Annotated in this window: 20 protein-coding genes; 8 read left to right on the forward strand and 12 right to left on the reverse strand. The window is 63.3% G+C overall.

Annotation, left to right across the window (positions count from 1 at the left end; all coding sequences use genetic code 11):
- Nucleotides 1–16: 16 nt before the first annotated feature.
- The 5 genes from APH33_RS02180 to APH33_RS02200 form a co-directional block, all read right to left on the reverse strand.
- The gene (locus APH33_RS02180) at nucleotides 17–751 is read right to left on the reverse strand and encodes a phosphoadenylyl-sulfate reductase (protein WP_054883572.1); all 735 of its coding nucleotides are present in this window, start codon (nucleotides 749–751) and stop codon (nucleotides 17–19) included.
- A gap of 89 nt (nucleotides 752–840) precedes the next feature.
- Nucleotides 841–2,184, reverse strand: coding sequence for an aminodeoxychorismate synthase component I (gene pabB / locus APH33_RS02185; protein WP_054883573.1), 1,344 nt, complete (start codon nucleotides 2,182–2,184; stop codon nucleotides 841–843).
- A 224-nt stretch (nucleotides 2,185–2,408) separates the two neighbouring features.
- Nucleotides 2,409–3,389, reverse strand: coding sequence for an alpha-L-glutamate ligase-like protein (locus tag APH33_RS02190; protein WP_054883574.1), 981 nt, complete (start codon nucleotides 3,387–3,389; stop codon nucleotides 2,409–2,411).
- Nucleotides 3,389–4,924: an inactive transglutaminase family protein gene (locus APH33_RS02195; RefSeq protein ID WP_054883575.1), complete on the reverse strand. Its 1,536-nt coding sequence runs from the start codon at nucleotides 4,922–4,924 to the stop codon at nucleotides 3,389–3,391. The genes APH33_RS02190 and APH33_RS02195 overlap by 1 nt, the downstream gene beginning before the upstream one ends.
- Before the next feature lie 5 nt (nucleotides 4,925–4,929).
- Nucleotides 4,930–5,466, reverse strand: coding sequence for an ATP-dependent zinc protease (locus APH33_RS02200; protein ID WP_054883576.1), 537 nt, complete (start codon nucleotides 5,464–5,466; stop codon nucleotides 4,930–4,932).
- A gap of 299 nt (nucleotides 5,467–5,765) precedes the next feature.
- On the opposite strand from APH33_RS02200, the gene APH33_RS02205 reads away from it, so the two are divergent.
- The 6 genes from APH33_RS02205 (at nucleotide 5,766) to prpD (ending at nucleotide 14,169) form a co-directional block, all read left to right on the forward strand.
- Complete coding sequence (locus tag APH33_RS02205) at nucleotides 5,766–6,482, forward strand: GntR family transcriptional regulator (RefSeq protein WP_054883577.1); 717 nt, start codon at nucleotides 5,766–5,768, stop codon at nucleotides 6,480–6,482.
- A complete protein-coding gene (gene prpB / locus APH33_RS02210) occupies nucleotides 6,479–7,369 on the forward strand; it encodes a methylisocitrate lyase (RefSeq protein WP_054883578.1) in 891 nt (296 codons plus the stop codon). The genes APH33_RS02205 and prpB overlap by 4 nt, the downstream gene beginning before the upstream one ends.
- A gap of 60 nt (nucleotides 7,370–7,429) precedes the next feature.
- Complete coding sequence (gene prpC / locus APH33_RS02215; protein WP_054883579.1) at nucleotides 7,430–8,557, forward strand: 2-methylcitrate synthase; 1,128 nt, start codon at nucleotides 7,430–7,432, stop codon at nucleotides 8,555–8,557.
- Between the two features lie 164 nt (nucleotides 8,558–8,721).
- Nucleotides 8,722–11,310, forward strand: coding sequence for a Fe/S-dependent 2-methylisocitrate dehydratase AcnD (acnD, locus tag APH33_RS02220; protein ID WP_054883580.1), 2,589 nt, complete (start codon nucleotides 8,722–8,724; stop codon nucleotides 11,308–11,310).
- Nucleotides 11,311–11,323: 13 nt separating this feature from the next.
- On the forward strand, nucleotides 11,324–12,514 hold the full coding sequence (gene prpF, locus APH33_RS02225) for a 2-methylaconitate cis-trans isomerase PrpF (protein WP_054883581.1): 1,191 nt from the start codon (nucleotides 11,324–11,326) through the stop codon (nucleotides 12,512–12,514).
- Nucleotides 12,515–12,684: 170 nt separating this feature from the next.
- Complete coding sequence (gene prpD / locus APH33_RS02230) at nucleotides 12,685–14,169, forward strand: 2-methylcitrate dehydratase (RefSeq protein WP_054883582.1); 1,485 nt, start codon at nucleotides 12,685–12,687, stop codon at nucleotides 14,167–14,169.
- A 176-nt stretch (nucleotides 14,170–14,345) separates the two neighbouring features.
- Here prpD and acnB read toward each other — a convergent pair whose 3' ends face one another.
- Nucleotides 14,346–16,955, reverse strand: a complete 2,610-nt coding sequence (gene acnB / locus APH33_RS02235; RefSeq protein WP_054883583.1) for a bifunctional aconitate hydratase 2/2-methylisocitrate dehydratase — start codon at nucleotides 16,953–16,955, stop codon at nucleotides 14,346–14,348.
- 404 nt (nucleotides 16,956–17,359) lie between these two features.
- Here acnB and APH33_RS02240 point away from each other — a divergent pair, with 404 nt between their 5' ends.
- Nucleotides 17,360–17,827: a DUF1289 domain-containing protein gene (locus tag APH33_RS02240; protein ID WP_099815325.1), complete on the forward strand. Its 468-nt coding sequence runs from the start codon at nucleotides 17,360–17,362 to the stop codon at nucleotides 17,825–17,827.
- Between the two features lie 71 nt (nucleotides 17,828–17,898).
- Complete coding sequence (locus APH33_RS02245) at nucleotides 17,899–18,522, forward strand: hypothetical protein (RefSeq protein ID WP_054883585.1); 624 nt, start codon at nucleotides 17,899–17,901, stop codon at nucleotides 18,520–18,522.
- 1 nt (nucleotide 18,523) lies between these two features.
- On the opposite strand, the gene queD is transcribed toward APH33_RS02245, so the two are convergent.
- From queD to APH33_RS02270, 6 genes are all read right to left on the reverse strand, one after another.
- On the reverse strand, nucleotides 18,524–18,880 hold the full coding sequence (gene queD, locus APH33_RS02250) for a 6-carboxytetrahydropterin synthase QueD (RefSeq protein ID WP_054883586.1): 357 nt from the start codon (nucleotides 18,878–18,880) through the stop codon (nucleotides 18,524–18,526).
- Nucleotides 18,881–18,943: 63 nt separating this feature from the next.
- Nucleotides 18,944–19,156: an AlpA family transcriptional regulator gene (locus APH33_RS02255; RefSeq protein ID WP_054883587.1), complete on the reverse strand. Its 213-nt coding sequence runs from the start codon at nucleotides 19,154–19,156 to the stop codon at nucleotides 18,944–18,946.
- A 23-nt stretch (nucleotides 19,157–19,179) separates the two neighbouring features.
- Entirely contained in the window at nucleotides 19,180–19,356 is a 177-nt protein-coding gene (locus APH33_RS27355; RefSeq protein WP_177332331.1) for a hypothetical protein, read from the reverse strand.
- 38 nt (nucleotides 19,357–19,394) lie between these two features.
- Nucleotides 19,395–19,886 carry a hypothetical protein gene (locus tag APH33_RS02260; protein ID WP_054883588.1) on the reverse strand — a complete coding sequence of 164 codons (492 nt, stop codon included), beginning with the start codon at nucleotides 19,884–19,886 and terminating at the stop codon, nucleotides 19,395–19,397.
- 51 nt (nucleotides 19,887–19,937) lie between these two features.
- Nucleotides 19,938–20,171, reverse strand: a complete 234-nt coding sequence (locus APH33_RS02265; protein ID WP_054883589.1) for a hypothetical protein — start codon at nucleotides 20,169–20,171, stop codon at nucleotides 19,938–19,940.
- A gap of 90 nt (nucleotides 20,172–20,261) precedes the next feature.
- Complete coding sequence (locus tag APH33_RS02270; protein WP_054883590.1) at nucleotides 20,262–20,654, reverse strand: phage protein NinX family protein; 393 nt, start codon at nucleotides 20,652–20,654, stop codon at nucleotides 20,262–20,264.
- Nucleotides 20,655–20,805: the final 151 nt, after the last annotated feature.

Genomic DNA, 20,805 nt, shown 5'->3' on the forward strand with positions numbered 1-20,805 from the left:
TTTCTTTACCTGTGAATCAGGCCTTGCTGATCAGGTTGCCGGCATGCAGCCCGCATTCCTTCTGGGTCGACTCTTCCCACCACCAGCGGCCTTCGCGCTCGTGCTGGTTTGGCAGCACCGGGCGCGTGCACGGCTCGCAACCGATGCTGATGAAACCGCGCTCATGCAGGCTGTTGTACGGCAATTCAAGCATGCGGATGTAACCCCACACTTCCTCGCTGGTCATCTGCGCCAGTGGGTTGAACTTGTAGAGGGGACGTTCAGGCGTGGAGAAGGCGCCGTCGATTTCCAGTGCTGCCACCTGGCTGCGGGTACCCGGGCTCTGGTCACGGCGCTGACCGGTGGCCCAGGCGCTGACGGTGGCAAGTTTGCGCCGCAGCGGTTCGATCTTGCGGATGCCACAGCATTCGCCGTGGCCATCCTTGTAGAAGCTGAACAGGCCTTTTTCCTTGACGAACGGGTCGAGCCTGGCGCGATCCGGGCTGAGGATTTCGATCGGCAGGTTGTAATGCTCGCGCACCTGGTCGATGAAGCGGTAGGTCTCCGGATGCAGGCGGCCGGTATCGAGGCTGAACACCTTGACCTGCTTGTTCAGCTTCCAGGCCATGTCGACCAGCACCACATCCTCGGCGCCGCTGAAGGAGATCCACAGGTCATCGCCAAAGTGCTCGAAGGCGAGCTTGAGGATGTCCTGCGGGGACTTGTTGGCATAGGTCGCGGCCAGGGCGGCGACGTCGAAGGGTTGGCTCATCAGGCGGTTTCCATCTTGGCTGTGGCGCTGTGCGCTCGTAATGGAGTGATGGTAACAAAAAATGGCCGGGCAGACGCCTGGCGAGAGCCTCAAAGGCTCTGCAGCGTTTCCATCAGTACCCGCACCTTGGCAATCGATTCCTCGTATTCGGCCTGCCAGTTCGAGTCGGCTACCACTGCGCCGCCGCCCCAGCAACTGACCTGGCCATCCTTGACCAGCAAGCTGCGAATGGCGATGGAGCTGTCCATCTCGCCGCGCACGTCCATGTACAGCAGCGAGCCGCAGTACAGTGCGCGGCGTGTCGGTTCCAGCTCGTCGATGATCTGCATGGCGCGGATTTTCGGTGCGCCGGTGATCGAACCACCCGGGAAGCTGTCGCCGATCAGGTCCAGGGCGTCCTTGTCGCGGGCCAGCCGGCCGGTGACGCTACTGACCAGGTGATGAACGTTGGGGTAGCTTTCCAGGCTGAACAGCTCCGGCACCTTCACCGAGCCGATTTCGCACGTGCGGCCCAGGTCGTTGCGCAGCAAGTCGACGATCATCAGGTTTTCCGAACGGTCCTTGGCGCTGTGGCGCAGCTCCTCGGCATTGCTGGCGTCCTCGGCGGGGTCGGCCGAGCGCGGGCGGGTGCCCTTGATCGGGCGGGTTTCCACCTGGCCTTGGCTGACGCGGATGAAGCGTTCCGGGGAGAAGCTCAGCAGGGCACTGCCATCAGCCAGTTGTTGGTAACCGGAAAATGGCGTCGGGCAGGCTTTGCGCAGGGCCTGGTAGGCTTGCCACGGGTCACCCTGGCAAGGGGCGCGGAAGCGCTGGGTGAGGTTGATCTGGTAGCAGTCGCCTGCCTGGATGTAGCGCTGCACCTGGTCGAAGGCGGCCTGGTACTGTTCGGGCTGCAAGTCGCCCTGCATTGGGGTAAGCAGTTGGAAATCGCCGCACATCGAAGTGTCGACAGTCTCGAACAGTGCCGTCAGGCGAGCCCGCTCTTCAGGCGCCAGGCTCGGGTGGAACACCAGTTGGCTGGTGCCAAGCTGGTGGTCGGTCAGCAGTGCCCAGGCGTACAGGCCCAGTTGTGCATCGGGCAACGCCAGGTCGTCGCTCGCAAGGCAGGGCAGCTGCTCCAGGCGGCGGCCGAAGTCATAGCTCAGGTAGCCGATCAGGCCGCCGACGAAGGGCAGTTCGATGCCGGCGGGCAGCTGTGCTTCACCCAGTTGTGCCAGGCTGGCACGCAGGCGTTCGAGGAAGGCGCGGCCATCCTCGTCGGGCTGAGCCTGCAGGTGTTGCACGGGCCAGGCGCTGAGCAGGTCGAAGCGGCCGCGTTCGGCACCGGGGCGGGCGCTGTCGAGCAGGATCGCGCCGGGGGCCTGGCGCAGGCGGGTGAAATAGGCAGCGGGGTCGGGCTGGTAGGGCAGGGGGTGAAGCGTACAGGTCGGCATCAGTGTGGACGGCGATGTAAAAGCGAGGAGGGCGATTGTAGACCTGTGCAGGAAATGCGCCTAGCCCTGTGGGGGCGGGTTTACCCGCGAAGAAAGCGGCGCGGTGTATGGCGCCGGCTTCGCCGGTGTTCGCGGGTAAACCCGCTCCCACAGGCACAGCGAAGGCCTTGTGAGCAGTGCTTTGCCTGTGAGAGCCGGTTTGCCGGCGATAAGGCCCTTGAAGGTTAACGCGGATGCACGTGCCCGAACAGATTCTGGGTCACCCGCACACGTTGCTCGGCGTCTTCGGTAATCCCGTCCTTGGCCAGCGCTTCGATGTGCGCTTCGATGGCATGGGTGCGCTGAGTCAGCCCGGTATCGTTGGCGATCTGGATGTTCAGGCCGGGGCGGGCGTTGAGTTCGAGAATCAGCGGCCCCTTGTCCTGGTCCAGCACCATGTCCACGCCGATATAGCCCAGCCCGCACAGCTCATAACAGCCGGCGGCCAGTTTCATGAAGCCGTCCCAGTTCGGCAGCTGTACGCCGTCCACCGCGTTGGTGGTGTCCGGGTGCTTGCTGATGATGTTGTTCAGCCAGGTGCCGCGCAGGGTCACGCCGGTGGCCAGGTCGACACCCACGCCGATGGCGCCCTGGTGCAGGTTGGCCTTGCCACCGGACTGACGAGTCGGCAGTCGCAGCATGGCCATCACCGGGTAGCCCATCAGCACGATGATGCGGATGTCCGGCACACCCTCGTAGCTGATGCTCTTGAAGATCTGGTCGGGGGTCACCCGATACTCGATCAGCGCCCGGTCTCGGTGGCCGCCAAGCGAGTACAGCCCGGTGAGGATGCTCGACACCTGGTGCTCGATTTCCTCGTGGCTGATGATCTTGCCCGACACCGTGCGGTAGCGGTCCTCGAAGCGGTCGGCGATCACCAGGATGCCGTCACCACCAGCGCCTTGCGCTGGCTTGATGACGAAGTCGTTGCGCCCGCCGATGATCTCGTGAAGCTTTTCGATCTGCTTCTCGGTCTCGATGATGCCGTACATCTCCGGCACATGGATGCCGGCAGCGAGCGCACGCTCCTTGGTGATGATCTTGTCGTCGACGATCGGGTACAAGTGCCGCTTGTTGTACTTCAGCACGTAGTCCGCGTTGCGCCGGTTGATCCCCATGATGCCCCGGGCCTCCAGGGCTTTCCATGTCTTGATCAGGCCAAACATCAGGCGTCAGCCTTCTTCAGGAATGCCTTGAAACGCACCAGCTCGGTCAGCCGGTAGCCGCGGTAGCGACCCATCGCCAGCATGAAGCCCACCAGGATCAACAGTACGGCCGGGAAGGTGAAGACGAAGTACACCAGCTCCGGCACCATCATCAGCAAGTGCGCCAGGGAGGCGGCGAACAGGGTTCCGATCGCCACTTTCATGGCATGGCCACCGCCGCGTTCTTCCCAGGTGATCGACAGGCGCTCGATGGTCATGGTCAGGATCACCATCGGGAACAGCGCCACCGACAGGCCGCGCTCCAGGCCCAGCTTGTGGCTGAACAGGCTGATGGCGGCGATCAATACCACGACAAAGGTCAGCACCACCGACAGGCGCGGCAGCATCTGCAGCTTCAGGTGTTCCAGGTACGAACGTAGCGACAGGCCCAGGGCGGTGATCACCGTGAACAGCATGATGCCGAAGCCCAGCTGGGTCTCGCGGAAGGCCAGGGCGATCAGCACCGGGGTAAAGGTACCCAGCGTCTGGATGCCGATCAGGTTGCGCAGGATCAGGATCACCAGCACGCCGATCGGGATCATGACCATGATCATGAAGGTCTGCTGGGTCTGCAGCGGCAAGCCGTATAGCGAGTATTCGAGGAAGTCGGCGTCGGTGTTCTCGTCAGTCAGCTTGGCCAGGCGGATGGCGTTCATCTCGCTGTTGTTCATGCTGAAGGTGACGTTGGCTTTCTTGCCGCCATCGACGGTAATCAGGTTGTCATCCCCGGTCCACCACAGCAGGCGGTCGGCCGGCAGGCCCTGTTCGCCGGTGTCCGGGTTGAAGTACAGCCAGTCGTTGCCATTGAAGCTGCGCAACCACAGCTCCGGGGTCTGGGGCGTGTCGGCAACCAGCCGGATGGTGTGGACCTTTTCCATCGGCACATGGGCGATCGACAGCAGCAGGTCGATGACCTGGGCCTTCTTCATCGGCGAGGTATCACCGGCCAGCAGCAGCTTGACGTTGTCGTCGTTGAGGTTGTTGACCCGTTTGATGGTCTCGCTGACAAAGGTCTCGACGTCGGCCGAGTGCTGGCGGATAGGGGCCATCAGGGCTTCGGCGGCGATTTTCTCCGGGCCTTCGATGGCCAGGCTGTCACGGAAGGTCGGGCCTTTGATGGCGGTCTTTTCGTTGCTGTAGCGCTTGGTCAGCACCAGCCGGTAGTACAGGGTCTGGTTGCCGCTGACACGGCGCGCTGACCAGGTCACCTTGCGGTTGCCGTCGGCGCGGTTGACGCTCACCCCATAGTTGTTGGAGATGAAGCTCTCGTTGAGGCTGACGTAGTCGCGGTTCAGCGGCGGTACGAACATCTGGATCTTGACCGGGTCCTTGGAGCTGGCGACGAACTCGACCTTGGCGTCGATGTTCCACAGGTCGTCGGTCTCGTCTTCGGTCACCGGGATGCCGAGCACGAAGATCTGATAGGCCGTGACCGCCACGCCGAGCAACACCAGCACGGTGATCAGGACTTTCAGATGGAGGGTAAGAGAGCGCATCGGGATTACTCTGCTTTGGTAGCGTCGGTGGCACAGGCAGGTTTGCCGGCCGCGTATTTAAGGCTTGGGTCGACCAGCGCGTCGAAGTGCTTGAGCGCCTCGGAGCCGATCAGCAACGGGAACTGGAAGGCGCTGCGGTCGGTGAGGTTGACTTCGATGGTGCGCCGGGCCTGGCCCATGCAGATTTCAAGTTCGATGACCGGGCGGGCGGTATAGGCCTTGCCGGATTCCGCATCATAGTCGCCGGCGCGGCGTTTGATCTTGCTCACGCGGGCCAGAGGGCGCTCGATGGGGTGCGAATGAGCGGCGTCGATGGCCAGGTAGAAGCGCACCCAGCTTTCGCCGTTGCGCTTGAAGCGTTTGATGTCACGGGCACTGAGCGACGCGGTCTTGGCTCCGGTGTCGAGCTTGGCGGCCACTTCCAGGTCGAGGTCGCCAAGCCGGGCGTATTCGTTCAGACCGTACACGGTCTTGCCCGCCGCCTGGCCAAGGGCCGGCAGCAGGGTGAGGCATAACAGCAATAATACGGGTGTAAGTCTCATAGTCCTGGCGCGGTGCTGAGCTGTGCAGGGTTCGGGGTAAAGGTGACTGGCAACGGCTGCACAAGCTTCCTCGTTCATCTGTCAACAACATGAATTGATGACAAATACACTATCGATACCCCCTTGGAGGCGCGGCATTCTATCACGCCGACGTCTTGACGCCAGCGTGAAGCGATCTGACAACGCCATCACTGGGTAAGTTCGTTCTTAGACGATTGTCGACAATGTTGATTTTGTCTTTGACTGTGAGCCACTGATTCGCTAGTTTCTGCTCAAGCGCTTAGCAAGGTGTCGACAATATGCTGGACATCACCACCCCAAGCCCTGCCGAGGCAGACGAAACGGAAACCTTGTCCGAGAATGTCTTCCGGCGTATCCAGGCGGCGATCGTCAAGGGCGACATTGCCCCCGGCAGCAAGATCTCCGAGCCAGAGCTGGCACGTACCTATGGCATCAGCCGCGGCCCGCTGCGCGAGGCCATCCATCGGCTGGAGGGGCAGCGCCTGCTGGTGCGGGTACCGCACGTCGGCGCGCGGGTGGTTTCGCTCAACCACGCCGAACTGATCGAGCTGTACGAAATCCGCGAGTCGCTGGAAGGCATGGCCTGCCGCCTTGCCGCCGAGCGCATGAGCCAGGCCGACATCGACGAGCTGCGCCGGGTGCTCGATACCCATGAGCGCGATGCCGCGTTCCAGGCCGGGCTTGGCTACTACCAGCAGGAAGGCGACTACGACTTCCATTACCGCATCATCCAGGGCAGCGGCAACCAGACCTTGGTCAAGATGCTCTGCGGCGAGCTGTATCAACTGGTGCGCATGTACCGCATCCAGTTTTCCGCCACGCCCAACCGGCCGCGCCAGGCCTTTGCCGAACACCACCGCATTCTCGATGCCATTGCCGACCGTGACGGCGAACTGGCCGAACTCCTGATGCGCCGCCATATCGGCGCGTCCAAGCGCAACATCGAGCGTCACTATCTGGACGCCAACAACAACAGCCCACGAGGTGAGAAATGACTGTGAACAGCACCCCCGGTCAGCGTTTCCGCGACGCCGTTGCCGCCGAACACCCGCTGCAAGTGGTCGGCGCGATCAACGCCAACCATGCACTGCTGGCCAAGCGTGCCGGTTTCAAAGCCATCTACCTGTCCGGTGGCGGCGTTGCTGCCGGCTCCCTGGGCCTGCCTGACCTGGGCATCAGTGGCCTGGATGATGTGCTGACCGATGTGCGCCGCATCACCGATGTCTGCGACGTGCCCTTGCTGGTGGATGTCGACACCGGTTTCGGCGCTTCGGCCTTCAACGTCGCCCGCACCGTGCGTTCGATGTGCAAGTTCGGCGCTGCGGCCATCCACATCGAGGACCAGGTTGGCGCCAAACGCTGCGGCCACCGCCCGAACAAAGAAATCGTCAGCCAGCAGGAGATGGTCGATCGCATCAAGGCGGCAGTGGATGCCCGCACCGATGACAGCTTCGTGATCATGGCGCGCACCGACGCCCTGGCGGTGGAAGGTCTGAACGCTGCCCTGGACCGGGCTGCTGCCTGCATCGAGGCCGGCGCCGACATGATCTTCCCGGAAGCCATCACCGAACTGTCCATGTACAAGACCTTCGCCGACCGCGTGCAGGCACCGATCCTGGCCAACATCACCGAGTTTGGCGCTACACCGCTGTACACCACCGAAGAACTGGCCTCGGTCGACGTGTCGCTGGTGCTGTACCCGCTGTCGGCGTTCCGGGCCATGAACAAGGCGGCTGAAAACGTCTATACCGCGCTGCGCCGCGACGGTACCCAGAAAAACGTGATCGACACCATGCAGACCCGCATGGAGCTCTACGATGCCATTGGCTACCACGCCTTCGAGCAGAGCCTCGACGCGCTGTTTGCCCAGAAGAAAGGTTGAGCGCACCGCTCTCGAATCAGCCAGATCGCTCCATAACAAGTTCAAGAAAGGAGAAACACCATGGCCGAAGCAAAAGTACTCAGTGGCGCTGGCCTGCGCGGCCAGGTGGCCGGCCAGACTGCTCTGTCGACCGTGGGCCAGGCCGGCGCCGGCCTGACCTACCGTGGCTACGACGTCCGTGACCTGGCCGCCGGTGCCGAATTCGAGGAAGTCGCCTATCTGCTGCTGTATGGCGAGCTGCCGAGCAAGGCGGAGCTGGCCGACTACAAACGCAAGCTCAAGGGCCTGCGTGACCTGCCGCAGGCGCTGAAAGAGGTGCTCGAACGCATCCCTCGCGACGCCCATCCGATGGATGTGATGCGCACCGGTTGCTCGGTGCTCGGTACCCTGGAGCCGGAGCTGACCTTCGACGCCCAGCGCGAGAAGACCGACCGCCTGCTGGCGCTGTTCCCTGCGGTGATGTGCTACTGGTACCGCTTCACCCACCATGGCGTGCGCATCGACTGCACCAGCGACGAAGACACCCTCGGCGGCCACTTCCTGCACCTGCTGCATGGCAAGAAGCCGAGCGAGCTGCACGTCAAGGTGATGAACGTGTCGCTGATCCTGTACGCCGAGCACGAGTTCAACGCCTCGACCTTCACCGCACGGGTCTGCGCCTCGACCCTGTCCGACCTGTATTCCTGCGTCACTGCTGCCATCGGCTCGCTGCGCGGCCCGCTGCACGGTGGTGCCAACGAAGCGGCGATGGAGCTGATCGAGCGCTTCCAGAGCCCGCAGGAGGCCACCGCCGAGCTACTGCGCATGCTTGAGCGCAAGGACAAGATCATGGGCTTCGGCCACGCGATCTACAAAGAGTCCGACCCGCGCAACGAGGTGATCAAGGGCTGGTCGAAGCAGCTGGCCGACCAGGTCGGTGACAAGGTCCTGTACCCGGTCTCCGAAGCCATCGACAAGACCATGTGGGAGCAGAAGCGCCTGTTCCCCAACGCCGACTTCTACCATGCCTCGGCGTACCACTTCATGGGCATTCCGACCAAGCTGTTCACCCCGATCTTCGTCTGCTCGCGCCTGACCGGCTGGGCCGCGCACGTGTTCGAACAGCGCGCTAACAACCGCATCATCCGCCCGAGCGCCGAGTATGTCGGCGTCGAACAGCGCCAGTTCGTGCCGATCGAACAGCGCTGAGTCGTAGATCGCCGGGGCTGCTGCGCAGCCCTTTCGCGACACAAGGCCGCTCCTACAGGCGCGGCGCAGTTCCTGTAGGAGCGGCCTTGTGTCGCGAAAGGGGCGCGCAGCGCCCCAAGGGCCAGACCTGCTTACCGAATACCGTGACCGAGCCTGATAACGATATGAACACTGCCTACCGCAAGAACCTGCCAGGCACAGCCCTGGACTACTTCGATGCCCGCGCTGCCGTCGAGGCCATCAAGCCTGGTGCCTACGACAGCCTGCCGTATACCTCCCGCGTGCTGGCCGAAAACCTGGTGCGCCGCTGCGATCCGGCCACTCTCGATGCCTCGCTGGGCCAGTTGATCGAGCGCAAGCGCGACCTCGACTTCCCGTGGTTCCCGGCCCGCGTGGTGTGCCATGACATCCTCGGCCAGACCGCCCTGGTCGATCTGGCCGGCCTGCGCGATGCCATCGCCGACAAGGGCGGTGACCCGGCCCAGGTCAACCCGGTGGTGCCGGTGCAGCTGATCGTCGACCACTCCCTGGCCGTGGAGTGCGGTGGCTTCGACCCGCAGGCGTTCGAGAAGAACCGCGCCATCGAAGACCGCCGTAACGAAGACCGTTTCCATTTCATCAACTGGACCAAGAAGGCGTTCAAGAACGTCGACGTGATCCAGCCCGGCAACGGCATCATGCACCAGATCAACCTGGAGAAGATGTCGCCGGTGATCCATAGCGACCGCGGCGTGGCCTACCCGGACACCTGCGTCGGCACCGACAGCCATACCCCGCATGTCGATGCCTTGGGCGTTATCGCCATCGGTGTCGGTGGCCTTGAAGCCGAAAACGTCATGCTTGGCCGTGCCTCGTGGATGCGCCTGCCGGAAATCATCGGCGTCGAGCTGACCGGCAAGCTGGCACCGAACATCACCGCCACCGACCTGGTGCTGGCCCTGACCGAGTTCCTGCGCAAGCAGAAAGTGGTCGGCGCCTACCTCGAGTTCCATGGCGAAGGCGCACGCGCGCTGACCCTGGGCGACCGTGCCACCATCTCCAACATGGCGCCGGAATACGGCGCCACCGCTGCGATGTTCGCCATCGACCAGCAGACCATCGACTACCTCAAGCTGACCGGCCGCGATGACCAGCAGGTGCAGTTGGTGGAAACCTACGCCAAGGTCACCGGGCTGTGGGCCGACAGCCTGGCCAAGGCCGAATACGAACGCACCCTGAGCTTCGACCTGTCGAGCGTGGTGCGCAACATGGCCGGCCCGTCCAACCCGCACGCCCGCGTCGCTACCAGCGACCTGGCGGCCAAGGGCATCGCCGGTGCCTGGGAAGAAGTGCCGGGGCAGATGCCCGACGGTGCGGTGATTATCGCCGCCATCACCAGCTGCACCAACACCAGCAACCCGCGCAACGTGATTGCCGCAGGCCTGCTGGCGCGCAACGCCAACAAGCTCGGCCTCAACCGCAAGCCATGGGTCAAGTCGTCGCTGGCACCCGGCTCCAAGGCCGTGCAGCTGTACCTGGAAGAAGCGGGGTTGGAAAAAGAGCTGGAGCAACTGGGCTTCGGCATCGTCGCCTTCGCCTGCACCACCTGCAACGGCATGTCTGGCGCACTGGACCCGGTGATCCAGCAGGAGATCATCGACCGTGACCTGTACGCCACCGCCGTGCTGTCGGGCAACCGCAACTTCGACGGGCGTATCCACCCTTATGCCAAGCAGGCGTTCCTTGCCTCGCCGCCGCTGGTGGTAGCCTACGCGATTGCCGGCACCATCCGCTTCGACATCGAAAAGGACGTGCTGGGCGTGGTCGACGGCAAGGAAATCCGCCTCAAGGACATCTGGCCGAGCGACGAAGAAATCGACGCGGTCGTGCGTGCGGCGGTCAAGCCCGAGCAGTTCCGCAAGGTCTACATCCCGATGTTCGCCATCGAGGAAGACCGTGGGCCGAAAGTCGCGCCGCTGTACGACTGGCGCCCGATGAGCACCTATATTCGCCGCCCGCCGTACTGGGAAGGCGCCCTGGCTGGCGAGCGTACCCTGCGCGGCATGCGCCCGCTGGCGGTGCTGCCGGACAACATCACCACCGACCACCTGTCGCCATCCAACGCCATCCTCCTCGACAGCGCCGCCGGTGAGTACCTGGCGAAGATGGGCCTGCCGGAAGAGGACTTCAATTCCTATGCCACCCACCGTGGTGACCACCTGACCGCCCAGCGCGCCACCTTCGCCAACCCCAAGCTGTTCAACGAAATGGTGCGCAACGAAGACGGCAGCGTGAAGCAAGGCTCGCTGGCGCGCATCGAGCCGGAAGGCAAGGTGACCCGCATGTGGGAAGCCATCGAGACCTACATGGCGCGCAAGCAGCCGCTGATCATCGTAGCCGGTGGCGACTATGGCCAGGGCTCGTCCCGCGACTGGGCGGCCAAGGGCGTGCGCCTGGTCGGTGTCGAGGCGATCGTCGCCGAGGGCTTCGAGCGCATTCACCGCACCAACCTGGTGGGCATGGGCGTTTTGCCACTGGAATTCAAGCCGGGTACCGACCGCAAGACCCTGGGCCTGGATGGCAGCGAGACCTATGACGTGCTCGGCGAGCGCAAGCCACGGGCGACGCTGACCCTGGTGGTGACGCGACGCAATGGCGAGCGTGTCGAAGTGCCAGTGACCTGCCGCCTGGACACTGCCGAGGAAGTGTCGATCTATGAGGCGGGCGGAGTGCTGCAGCGCTTTGCCCAGGACTTCCTCGAAGCGACCGCTTGAACAGGACTTGAACATGGCACATGTACCACAAGTGAAAATCCCCGCCACCTACATCCGTGGCGGCACCAGCAAGGGCGTGTTCTTCCGCCTGCAGGACCTGCCAGAGCCTGCTCAGGTCCCAGGCCCGGCGCGCGATGCCTTGCTGTTGCGGGTAATCGGCAGCCCCGACCCTTACGCCAAACAGATCGACGGCATGGGCGGCGCCACCTCGAGCACCAGCAAGACGGTCATCCTGTCGAAGAGCATCAAGCCCGGGCACGATGTCGACTACCTGTTCGGCCAGGTCGCCATCGACAAGGCTTTCGTCGACTGGAGCGGCAACTGCGGCAACCTGTCTGCGGCGGTCGGCTCGTTCGCCATCAGCAACGGCCTGGTCGAGCCGGCGCGCATTCCCCGCAATGGCATCGCCACTGTGCGCATCTGGCAGGCCAACATCGGCAAGACCATCATCGCCCATGTGCCGATCACCGAAGGTGAAGTGCAGGAAACAGGCGACTTCGAACTCGACGGCGTGACCTTCCCGGCCGCTGAAGTGCAATTGGAGTTCCTCGATCCGGCCGCCGACGAGGATGGCGACGGTGGGGCAATGTTCCCTACGGGCAACCTGGTGGACGACCTGGAAGTGCCGGGGGTGGGCACCTTCAAGGCGACCTTGATCAACGCTGGCATCCCGACCGTGTTCGTCAATGCCGCCGACATCGGTTACACCGGTACCGAGTTGCAGGATGCGATCAATGGCGACCCCCAGGCGCTGCAGCGCTTCGAGTCCATTCGTGCCTACGCAGCCGTGCGCATGGGCCTGATCGAGCATGTCGACCAGGCTGCCGGGCGTCAGCACACGCCGAAGGTGGCTTTCGTTGCGCCGCCGAGCACCTACACTGCGTCCAGTGGCAAGGCGGTTGCGGCCGGTGACATCGACCTGCTGGTGCGTGCGCTGTCGATGGGCAAGCTGCACCACGCGATGATGGGGACCGCAGCCGTGGCCATCGGCACCGCCGCGGCCATTCCGGGCACATTGGTCAACCTCGCTGCGGGCGGGGGTGAGCGCAGTGCCGTGCGTTTCGGTCATCCGTCCGGCACCTTGCGGGTCGGGGCCGAGGCGCGCCAGGTGGATGGCCAGTGGACGGTGACCAAGGCAATCATGAGCCGCAGTGCTCGCGTGCTGATGGAGGGCTGGGTTCGCGTGCCTGGCGATAGCTTCTAACGCACCACTGGCGCTCGGCTTTAGTTGATGGGGCCGCTTTGCGGCCCTTCGCGGGCACGCCCGCTCCTACAGGTATTGCACGACTTTCAAGTTCAGTGTGATCCCTGTGGGAGCGGGCAAACCCGCGAAGGGCTGCAACGCAGCCCCGGCAATTCTGAAGGGAGCTGGCTATGAGCGCCAACGTGGACCTGAACGACCGCCCGGACTACGACCGGGTGCTGCAAACCCTCGCCGACTACGCCCTCGGCTACCGCGTCGAATCCCCTGAAGCCCTGGACACCGCACGCAACTGCCTGATGGATACCCTCGGCTGCGGCCTGCTGGCCTTGCGCTTCCCCGAGTGCACCAAGCTCCTCGGCCCGCTGGTGGAAGGCACCGTGGTGCCCAATGGTGCGCGCGTACCGGGTACCGCCTATCGCCTCGACCCGGTCAAGGCCGCCTGGGACATCGGCTGCACCGTGCGCTGGCTGGACTACAACGACACCTGGCTGGCTGCCGAGTGGGCGCACCCTTCGGACAACCTTGGCGGCATCCTCGCCGTTGCCGATCACCTTTCACAGAAGCGCGTGGCCGCGGGTGAGGCGCCGTTGCTGATGCGTGAGGTGCTGCAAGCGATGGTCATGGCCCACGAGATCCAAGGCGTGCTGGCGCTGGAAAACTCATTCAACCGCGTCGGCCTGGATCACGTGATTCTGGTCAAGGTAGCCTCCACCGCCGTGTGCGCCCGGCTGATGGGCGCCAACCGCGAGCAGATGCTATCGGCCTTGTCCCATGCCTTCGTCGATGGCCAGGCGCTGCGCACCTATCGCCATGCCCCCAATGCTGGCTCGCGCAAGTCCTGGGCGGCCGGTGACGCTTCCAGCCGCGGCGTGCGCCTGGCCGATATCGCGCTGCGTGGCGAGATGGGCGTGCCGGGCGTGCTGACTGCGCCGCAGTGGGGGTTCCATGACGTCTCGTTCAGCCACACCAACAAGGACCTGGCGGTGAAGCCCTCCGGCCAGTATGAGCTGCGCCTGCCGCAACCCTTGGCCAGTTACGTGATGGAGAATGTGCTGTTCAAGGTCAGCTTCCCGGCCGAATTCCACGCCCAGACCGCCTGTGAGGCGGCGGTCACCCTGCATCCTCTGGTGCGTAACCGCCTGCATGAGATCGACCGCATTGTCATTACCACCCAGGAATCGGCGATCCGTATCATTTCCAAGAGCGGCCCGTTGGCCAATGCCGCTGACCGTGACCATTGCCTGCAATACATGGTGGCGGTACCGCTGATCTTCGGCCACCTGGTGGCCGAGCATTATGAAGATGCCTTTCATGCCAACCACCCGAGCATCGATCGTCTGCGCGAGAAGATGGAAGTGGTTGAAGACCCGCGCTTCAGTCGCGAGTACCTGGAGGCGGACAAGCGCTCGATCGCCAATGCCGTGCAGGTGTTCTTCAAGGATGGCAGCTGTACCGAGCAGGTGCTGGTGGAGTACCCGATCGGGCATCGGCGGCGGCGCGAGGAGGGGATACCGCTGCTGGAGGCCAAGTTCAGAAGCAACCTGGCGACGCGCTTTGTGCGGCAGCGCTGTCAGCAGATTTTCGAACTGTGCAAGGACCAGCAACTGCTGGAGCAGATGGCGGTGCACAGGTTTGTGGATTTGTTCGTGATTTGATGTCGCCTGTGACGGCCTCTTCGCGGCTAAAGCCGCTCCCACAGGGTTCTCTACAGGTCTTGAAGACTGTGGGGCTCCTGTGGGAGCGGGTTTACCCGCGAAGGGGCCGGCACAGGTGACACAAAAAAGCCCCGGCATTTCTGCCGGGGCTTTGTCTTACAGCCTACAACCGATGCTTACGCCTGAACCACAGGGATCTTGGCGTTGGCAGCCGCTTCACGGAACTCGGCGATCTGGTCGAAGCTCAGGTAGCGGTAGACGTCGGCAGCCATGCTGTCGATGTCTTTGGCGTACTGCATGTACTCTTCGACGGTCGGCAGCTTGCCGAGGATCGATGCGACCGCGGCGAGCTCGGCCGAGGCCAGGTACACGTTGGTGGCGTCGCCCAGACGGTTCGGGAAGTTACGGGTCGAGGTGGAAACCACGGTCGAACCGGTCTGCACACGTGCCTGGTTACCCATGCACAGCGAGCAGCCTGGCATTTCCATGCGAGCGCCAGCCTTGCCGTAGATGCCGTAGTAGCCTTCTTCGGTCAGCTGATGGGCGTCCATCTTGGTTGGCGGGGCCAGCCACAGACGGGTCGGGATACCGCCCTTGACCTTGTCCAGCAGCTTGCCGGCAGCGCGGAAGTGACCGATGTTGGTCATGCACGAACCGATGAACACTTCGTCGATCTTCTCGCCTTGTACCGAGGACAGCAGGCGGGCATCGTCCGGGTCGTTCGGCGCGCAGAGCACAGGCTCCTTGACGTCGGCCAGGTCGATTTCGATGATTTCGGCGTATTCCGCATCGGCGTCGGCCGACAGCAGTTCAGGCTTGGCCAGCCAGGCTTCCATGGCCTGGGCACGACGCTCCAGGGTGCGGGCATCGCCGTAGCCTTCGCCGATCATCCAGCGCAGCAGGGTGATGTTGGACTGCAGGTATTCGGCGATGGCCTTTTCCGGCAGCTTGATGGTGCAGCCCGCGGCGGAACGCTCGGCCGAGGCGTCGGACAGCTCGAAGGCTTGCTCGACGGTCAGGTCGTCCAGGCCTTCGATTTCCAGGATGCGGCCGGAGAAGGCGTTCTTCTTGCCTTTCTTCTCGACGGTCAGCAGGCCCTTCTGGATCGCGTAGTAAGGGATGGCATGAACCAGGTCACGCAGGGTGATGCCAGGTTGCAGTTTGCCCTTGAAGCGCACCAGGATCGATTCTGGCATGTCCAGCGGCATGACGCCGGTGGCGGCGGCGAAGGCCACCAGGCCGGAACCGGCCGGGAACGAGATGCCGATCGGGAAGCGGGTGTGCGAGTCACCACCGGTACCTACGGTGTCAGGCATCAGCATGCGGTTCAGCCAGCTGTGGATGATGCCGTCGCCTGGGCGCAGCGACACGCCGCCACGGGTGCGGATGAAGTCTGGCAGGGTGTGGTGGGTGTTTACGTCGATCGGCTTCGGATAGGCTGCGGTGTGGCAGAACGACTGCATCACCAGGTCAGCGGAGAAGCCCAGGCACGCCAGGTCTTTCAGTTCGTCGCGAGTCATCGGGCCAGTGGTGTCCTGGGAACCGACGGTGGTCATCTTCGGCTCGCAGTAGGCACCCGGGCGCACGCCCTGGCCTTCCGGCAGGCCACAGGCGCGGCCAACCATCTTCTGCGCCAGGGTGAAGCCTTTGCCGGTGTCGGCAGGCTGCTCTGGCTTCTTGAACAGGTCGGAAGGGCCCAGGCCCAGTTCGGCACGGGCTTTTTCGGTCAGGCCACGGCCAACGATCAGCGGGATACGGCCGCCAGCGCGGACTTCATCCAGCAGTACTTCGGTTTTCAGCGCGAACTCGGTGACCAGCTCGTCGCTGCCGTGACGGCGCACTTCACCTTTGAACGGGTAGACGTCGATGACGTCGCCCATGGCCAGGTTGGTGCAGTCGAATTCGATCGGCAGGGCGCCGGCGTCTTCCATGGTGTTGTAGAAGATCGGGGCGATCTTGGTGCCGAAGCAGAAGCCACCGGCGCGCTTGTTCGGCACGTACGGGATGTCGTCGCCGAAGAACCACAGCACCGAGTTGGTGGCGGATTTACGCGAAGAACCGGTACCGACCACGTCACCGACGTAGGCAACCGGGAAGCCCTTGGCCTTGACCGCTTCGATCTGTGCCAGCGGGCCAACCGAACCAGGCTGTTGCGGTTCGATGCCATCACGGGCCATTTTCAGCATGGCCAGGGCGTGCAGCGGGATGTCAGGGCGCGACCAGGCGTCCGGGGCAGGGGACAGGTCGTCGGTGTTGGTTTCGCCAGGCACCTTGAACACGGTCAGGGTGTACTTGTCGGCGATGGCCGGACGCGAGGTGAACCACTCGCCGGCAGCCCAGGATTCCAGTACGGCTTTGGCGTGAACGTTGCCGGCCTTGGCTTTTTCGGCCACGTCGTGGAAGGCATCGAACATCAGCAGGGTGTGCTTGAGCTGTTCGGCCGCGACGGCGCCCAGTTCGGCGTCGTCGAGCAGCGCGACCAGCGTTTCGATGTTGTAGCCGCCCTGCATGGTGCCCAGCAGTTCAGCAGCGTGCTTGCGGTCGATCAGTGGCGATTTGGCTTCGCCCTTGGCCACGGCTGAGAGGAAAGCGGCCTTGACGTAGGCAGCTTCGTCGACCCCTGGCGGAACGCGGTTGGTGATCAGGTCTACGAGGAAGGCTTCTTCGCCGGCCGGCGGGTTTTTCAGCAGCTCGACCAGGCCTGCAGTTTGTTCGGCGTTCAGCGGCTGGGGCACGATACCCAGGGCGGCACGCTCTTCGATGTGTTTGCGGTAGGCTTCAAGCACAGTTATTACCCTCATCAGTGGTCCCTAAAGGGAGTCCGGGACGCTCATCCAGCATTCAATGCACCCATGCGCTGCCACGGCTTTGTGGGCCGCCCAGCCAGAGTCGCAGAGAATCCTTACAGAAGCTGCTTTCAAAGTTTTACGCCTGCAGAACGGGAGCTGATGAGGGCTGGCTCGGGCATGCGAGGGGTGCATGGCCCGGGCCAACGCCGTTCTACCGGATGAACTGTGCTCGTGACGCTTTGAAAACAGCTTCCAACGGACATTGTTGCCTTGAAAAGGCGGGGTGATTCTACGGCAAAAAAAGCCCGAAGGTAAGGCAGCGATCACGACTTTAACGGGTGACCCTGGTTAGACAAAGGGCTAACATGACCCCGTATTCCACCGCCAAGCCGTTGTTTTCAATGTCCAACCAGTCCATCAAGACCCCGTGTGTCGGCCTCTGTTCCACTGTCTACGGAGACACGGTTTGCCGTGGCTGCAAGCGTTTCCACCATGAAGTGATCAACTGGAACGGCTACGACGACGAACAGAAGCGCGCCGTCTGGCTGCGCCTGGAGCAACTGCTGGTGCAGGTGATGATGGCCAAGCTGGAAGTGTTCGACAAAGGCCTGCTGCGCCAGCAGCTGCAGCAGCGCTCGATCCGCTTCGTCGAGCAACAGTCCGAATACTGCTGGGCCTATCAGCTGATCGCCCGCGGGGCGCGGATGATCCGCGAGCTGGAGGCATACGGGATGGTGCTGCTGCCGGAGTTTCGCGACTGGGAGCTGCCACAGCTGCGCGATGCAATCGACCGTGAATTCTTCCTGTTGTCCGAGGCGCATTACCAACGCTACATCGCGCCTGCCTTTCTCAGGGATACGCTGGGGTAACGGCTTCTCGCTGCATGCCGTGAGTGCCTGCCCCTAGCCTGACGCTCCACGTTCAGGCAAGAGGACCGAGCATGTCCCTGTACTACGCATTCGAGCCCGCGCACTCTTTCATCGGCAGGCTTTACTGGCAACTCGACGACCAGCACATCTCGCCGGCCGAATGGCCAACAGCCGTTTCCAGGGTCAAGCCCATCTGGGTTCGATTCGAAAGCGGGGATGGCGAAGATGGTTACCTTCGCACCGAGAGCCGTGCCGGCTCGCTCGAGCCCTGGTCGGAGCGCCCGGCCAGGCATGCGGTAGCGATTCATCAGTTGTTCTGGTTCGGTGCCTACCAGGACGCGGGCAAGCGCTACTATCAGCTGCGCCCGTTGCAAAACGACCGCGACCTGCGCGCCAACCCGGCTTTGCTGCCGTGGGTCCTGGAGGCAGACCCGGTCGGCTATTTGGGGATGTACGCCACCTGGAGCGACCCTCCAGAGTGGGTCAAGTACACGGGGGGCGGCCTGTGGCAGTTCGAAGGCCTGGATCCCCGGGCACTGAAAGTCGGCGGGCGTTTCGCCAACCTGCGCATGCTCGACAGCGCTGGCAATCGGGTCACCCGAAGGTTCCAGGCCAAGCGCCCTTACCTGTCCTCGGGGGCCGTGGGCGGGGGCAGGGTCACGGTAGAGGTGCGCCGCTACCCCTGGTCGCCCTGAGTCAGTCGCCGCAGTATTCGCAGCCGCTGGTGCAGGTTTCGTGGATGCGCACTTTGGACAGCTCTGGCATCAGCGGTTTGACTTGCTCCCAGATCCACTTGGCGATCACTTCGCTGGTCGGGTTTTCGAGGCCTGGGATGTCGTTCAGGTAGTTGTGGTCCAACTGGTCGTAGATCGGCTTGAAGATCGCCTTGACCTCGGCGAAGTCACGAATCCAGCCGGTGTGCGGGTCGAGCGGGCCGGTCAGGTGCAGGCCGACCTTGAACGAGTGGCCGTGCAGGCGGCCGCACTTGTGCCCTTCAGGAACGTGGGGCAGGCGGTGGGCTGACTCGAATGTAAATTCCTTGAAGATTTCCACTGGTGGACCTGTATAGCTGGTGGGATAAGGGTTTGAGCGGAAATTGGTATTTCAATGTACTGCTCAATGTACTGATTGGTCGTTGCTGGGCTCGAAAGAGGTCATCCACTGGGTGATGTCCGACTGGCGCCAGGCGACTGAATTGGGGCCTATCTTAACCTGTTTTGGAAAGGTGCCCTCACGGATTCTGCGATAGACGGTGTTCCGCCCGATCCCGGTCACGTGCAGCACCTCGTCGAGGCGCAGGAAGCGGTCAATGTTTTCTGCGTGTCGCATGGGTGTCTCCTTTATATAGAGGGTCAGGCCAAGAAATGGTGCCCGACCTTCGCCGCCCGGGCGGCTTCCTCGGTGCGGAACATGAGCTGGGTTTTGCTGATGCGGCCATAGGCCTCGTATTCGGCATCGACCCACCCGGCGCCGAACTTGCGGTACGGCTCGCCGAGGATCTTCGTGACGTAGCAGTCGATCAGGTTCATGGATGGTCTCCACGCCGCCGGTGGCGGCAGGTTGTTGGTCAGGCCGGGATTTTCGACAGCGCCGCGTCAGCCACCTTGATGGCGGCCTGGGCGTCGTCGACGTAGGCGGGCGTGAAGCCTCCGGCGTAGTGGATCACTCGCTGGCAGGCGTCGAGTTCTTTGCGCACCAGGCGCAGCGCCTTGGTCAGCTCTTCCTGCAGCTCGCCCTCGGCCCGCCCGATATCCCAGAACTTCTGCCCCCAGTGGCCTGCCGGCGGCGGGTTGTTGTTCTGCTTGCCCATGACCATGGCGCCGACGGCAAGGTCGCACACGGCCTGCTTGTAGATGTTGGCGCCGTCGATGCTCAGGCCCTGGCGGCGGAGAGCATCGAGGGCGTTGTTCAGGTTTGCCTCGGGCGAAGGCAGCACTAGGTCGAAATCGTCTTTGCCTGGCCGACAGGCGATGACGAACAGTTCGCAGCCTTCGGGCAGGTGTTGGGCCATGTCGGAAATGCAGTCCATAGCGACTTCGCGTAGCAATGCTTTGGGCATGACGAATCCTCGCCCGCGCATGTCGGCGGGCTTGAGTAGTTGGGGGAGGGGTTACGACTGGGCGTTGCGTGAAAGCGCGTGCGCCAGGTGGCGGGCGTAGGTGGAAACGGCGCGCCAGTAAGCGGCCATCGGACCCTTGCGGCGGAGCCAGGAATTTTCAGCCTCTGCGTCGGCCTGGGCGCGGAGTTCGCGCATCACGGCCTCGATGCGCGCTCTGTCCTCGGCCGGCAGGTTCAGCAGGGCTTGGCCAGCCGGGAGTTTCAGCAGCGGGTTGATGTAGCCCATGTGGCCTCCTGGCGATGCGTGACCTGGTGAGTGTTCATCGCGGCGCCTTCCATACCAGGTAGGCCATGAGCAGTGGTGCTGCGAGTGGGATCAAGAACATGGCATCAGCTCCTTCGGCACCTGGACGGTATCGCCGAGCTTGTAGTGGACGAAGCCGCGGCAGAACGCGACCAGCGCGGTTGGGCCATAGAGCCAGACCCCCGCGCCCGCCGGCCCACCGCTGTAGCAGGCCTCCTCGGCAAGGCCCGGAGAGTGCTGAGCGCTGCCATGGTGCTTGTCGATCAACGGGCCGCCCTGGCTCCAATCGGTAGATGGCGACCACGCGCTCCAAGAGTGCGTAACCATGCAGGGCTGGTTACGCTCGTCGATGATGGCTGGAAAGACCAGTTTGGCGGTGTCTTCCAGGCCCGCAGCCTTGGTCACAGCCCAGTCGAGAGCCACGCCGATAAGCCTGGCCGTCTTCACTTCGATCAGGTCGGTCATGGCCGCCGCTCCATTTGGCGCTGGCGATACGTCGATGGCCGCTCGATGGCCCACCAGCCTGCGCTACGCGATCTGGCGTAATACCATCGGCCTTGAGCGTCTGTTTTGTACCAGCCCGCCATGAATTTGGCTGTGCATGGCGCCCATGCTT

The organism is Pseudomonas sp. NBRC 111130 (assembly GCF_001320485.1).
Classification (GTDB): domain Bacteria; phylum Pseudomonadota; class Gammaproteobacteria; order Pseudomonadales; family Pseudomonadaceae; genus Aquipseudomonas; species Aquipseudomonas vlassakiae.

What these genes read in the sequence shown, in the direction of transcription:
- APH33_RS02180 (WP_054883572.1), bottom strand. Translation starts at nt 751, where the DNA reads ATGAGCCAACCCTTCGACGTCGCCGCCCTGGCCGCGACCTATGCCAAC.
- pabB (WP_054883573.1), bottom strand. Translation starts at nt 2,184, where the DNA reads ATGCCGACCTGTACGCTTCACCCCCTGCCCTACCAGCCCGACCCCGCT.
- APH33_RS02190 (WP_054883574.1), bottom strand. Translation starts at nt 3,389, where the DNA reads ATGTTTGGCCTGATCAAGACATGGAAAGCCCTGGAGGCCCGGGGCATC.
- APH33_RS02195 (WP_054883575.1), bottom strand. Translation starts at nt 4,924, where the DNA reads ATGCGCTCTCTTACCCTCCATCTGAAAGTCCTGATCACCGTGCTGGTG.
- APH33_RS02200 (WP_054883576.1), bottom strand. Translation starts at nt 5,466, where the DNA reads ATGAGACTTACACCCGTATTATTGCTGTTATGCCTCACCCTGCTGCCG.
- APH33_RS02205 (WP_054883577.1), top strand. Translation starts at nt 5,766, where the DNA reads ATGCTGGACATCACCACCCCAAGCCCTGCCGAGGCAGACGAAACGGAA.
- prpB (WP_054883578.1), top strand. Translation starts at nt 6,479, where the DNA reads ATGACTGTGAACAGCACCCCCGGTCAGCGTTTCCGCGACGCCGTTGCC.
- prpC (WP_054883579.1), top strand. Translation starts at nt 7,430, where the DNA reads ATGGCCGAAGCAAAAGTACTCAGTGGCGCTGGCCTGCGCGGCCAGGTG.
- acnD (WP_054883580.1), top strand. Translation starts at nt 8,722, where the DNA reads ATGAACACTGCCTACCGCAAGAACCTGCCAGGCACAGCCCTGGACTAC.
- prpF (WP_054883581.1), top strand. Translation starts at nt 11,324, where the DNA reads ATGGCACATGTACCACAAGTGAAAATCCCCGCCACCTACATCCGTGGC.
- prpD (WP_054883582.1), top strand. Translation starts at nt 12,685, where the DNA reads ATGAGCGCCAACGTGGACCTGAACGACCGCCCGGACTACGACCGGGTG.
- APH33_RS02240 (WP_099815325.1), top strand. Translation starts at nt 17,360, where the DNA reads ATGTCCAACCAGTCCATCAAGACCCCGTGTGTCGGCCTCTGTTCCACT.
- APH33_RS02245 (WP_054883585.1), top strand. Translation starts at nt 17,899, where the DNA reads ATGTCCCTGTACTACGCATTCGAGCCCGCGCACTCTTTCATCGGCAGG.
- APH33_RS02255 (WP_054883587.1), bottom strand. Translation starts at nt 19,156, where the DNA reads ATGCGACACGCAGAAAACATTGACCGCTTCCTGCGCCTCGACGAGGTG.
- APH33_RS27355 (WP_177332331.1), bottom strand. Translation starts at nt 19,356, where the DNA reads ATGAACCTGATCGACTGCTACGTCACGAAGATCCTCGGCGAGCCGTAC.
- APH33_RS02260 (WP_054883588.1), bottom strand. Translation starts at nt 19,886, where the DNA reads ATGCCCAAAGCATTGCTACGCGAAGTCGCTATGGACTGCATTTCCGAC.
- APH33_RS02265 (WP_054883589.1), bottom strand. Translation starts at nt 20,171, where the DNA reads ATGGGCTACATCAACCCGCTGCTGAAACTCCCGGCTGGCCAAGCCCTG.
- APH33_RS02270 (WP_054883590.1), bottom strand. Translation starts at nt 20,654, where the DNA reads ATGACCGACCTGATCGAAGTGAAGACGGCCAGGCTTATCGGCGTGGCT.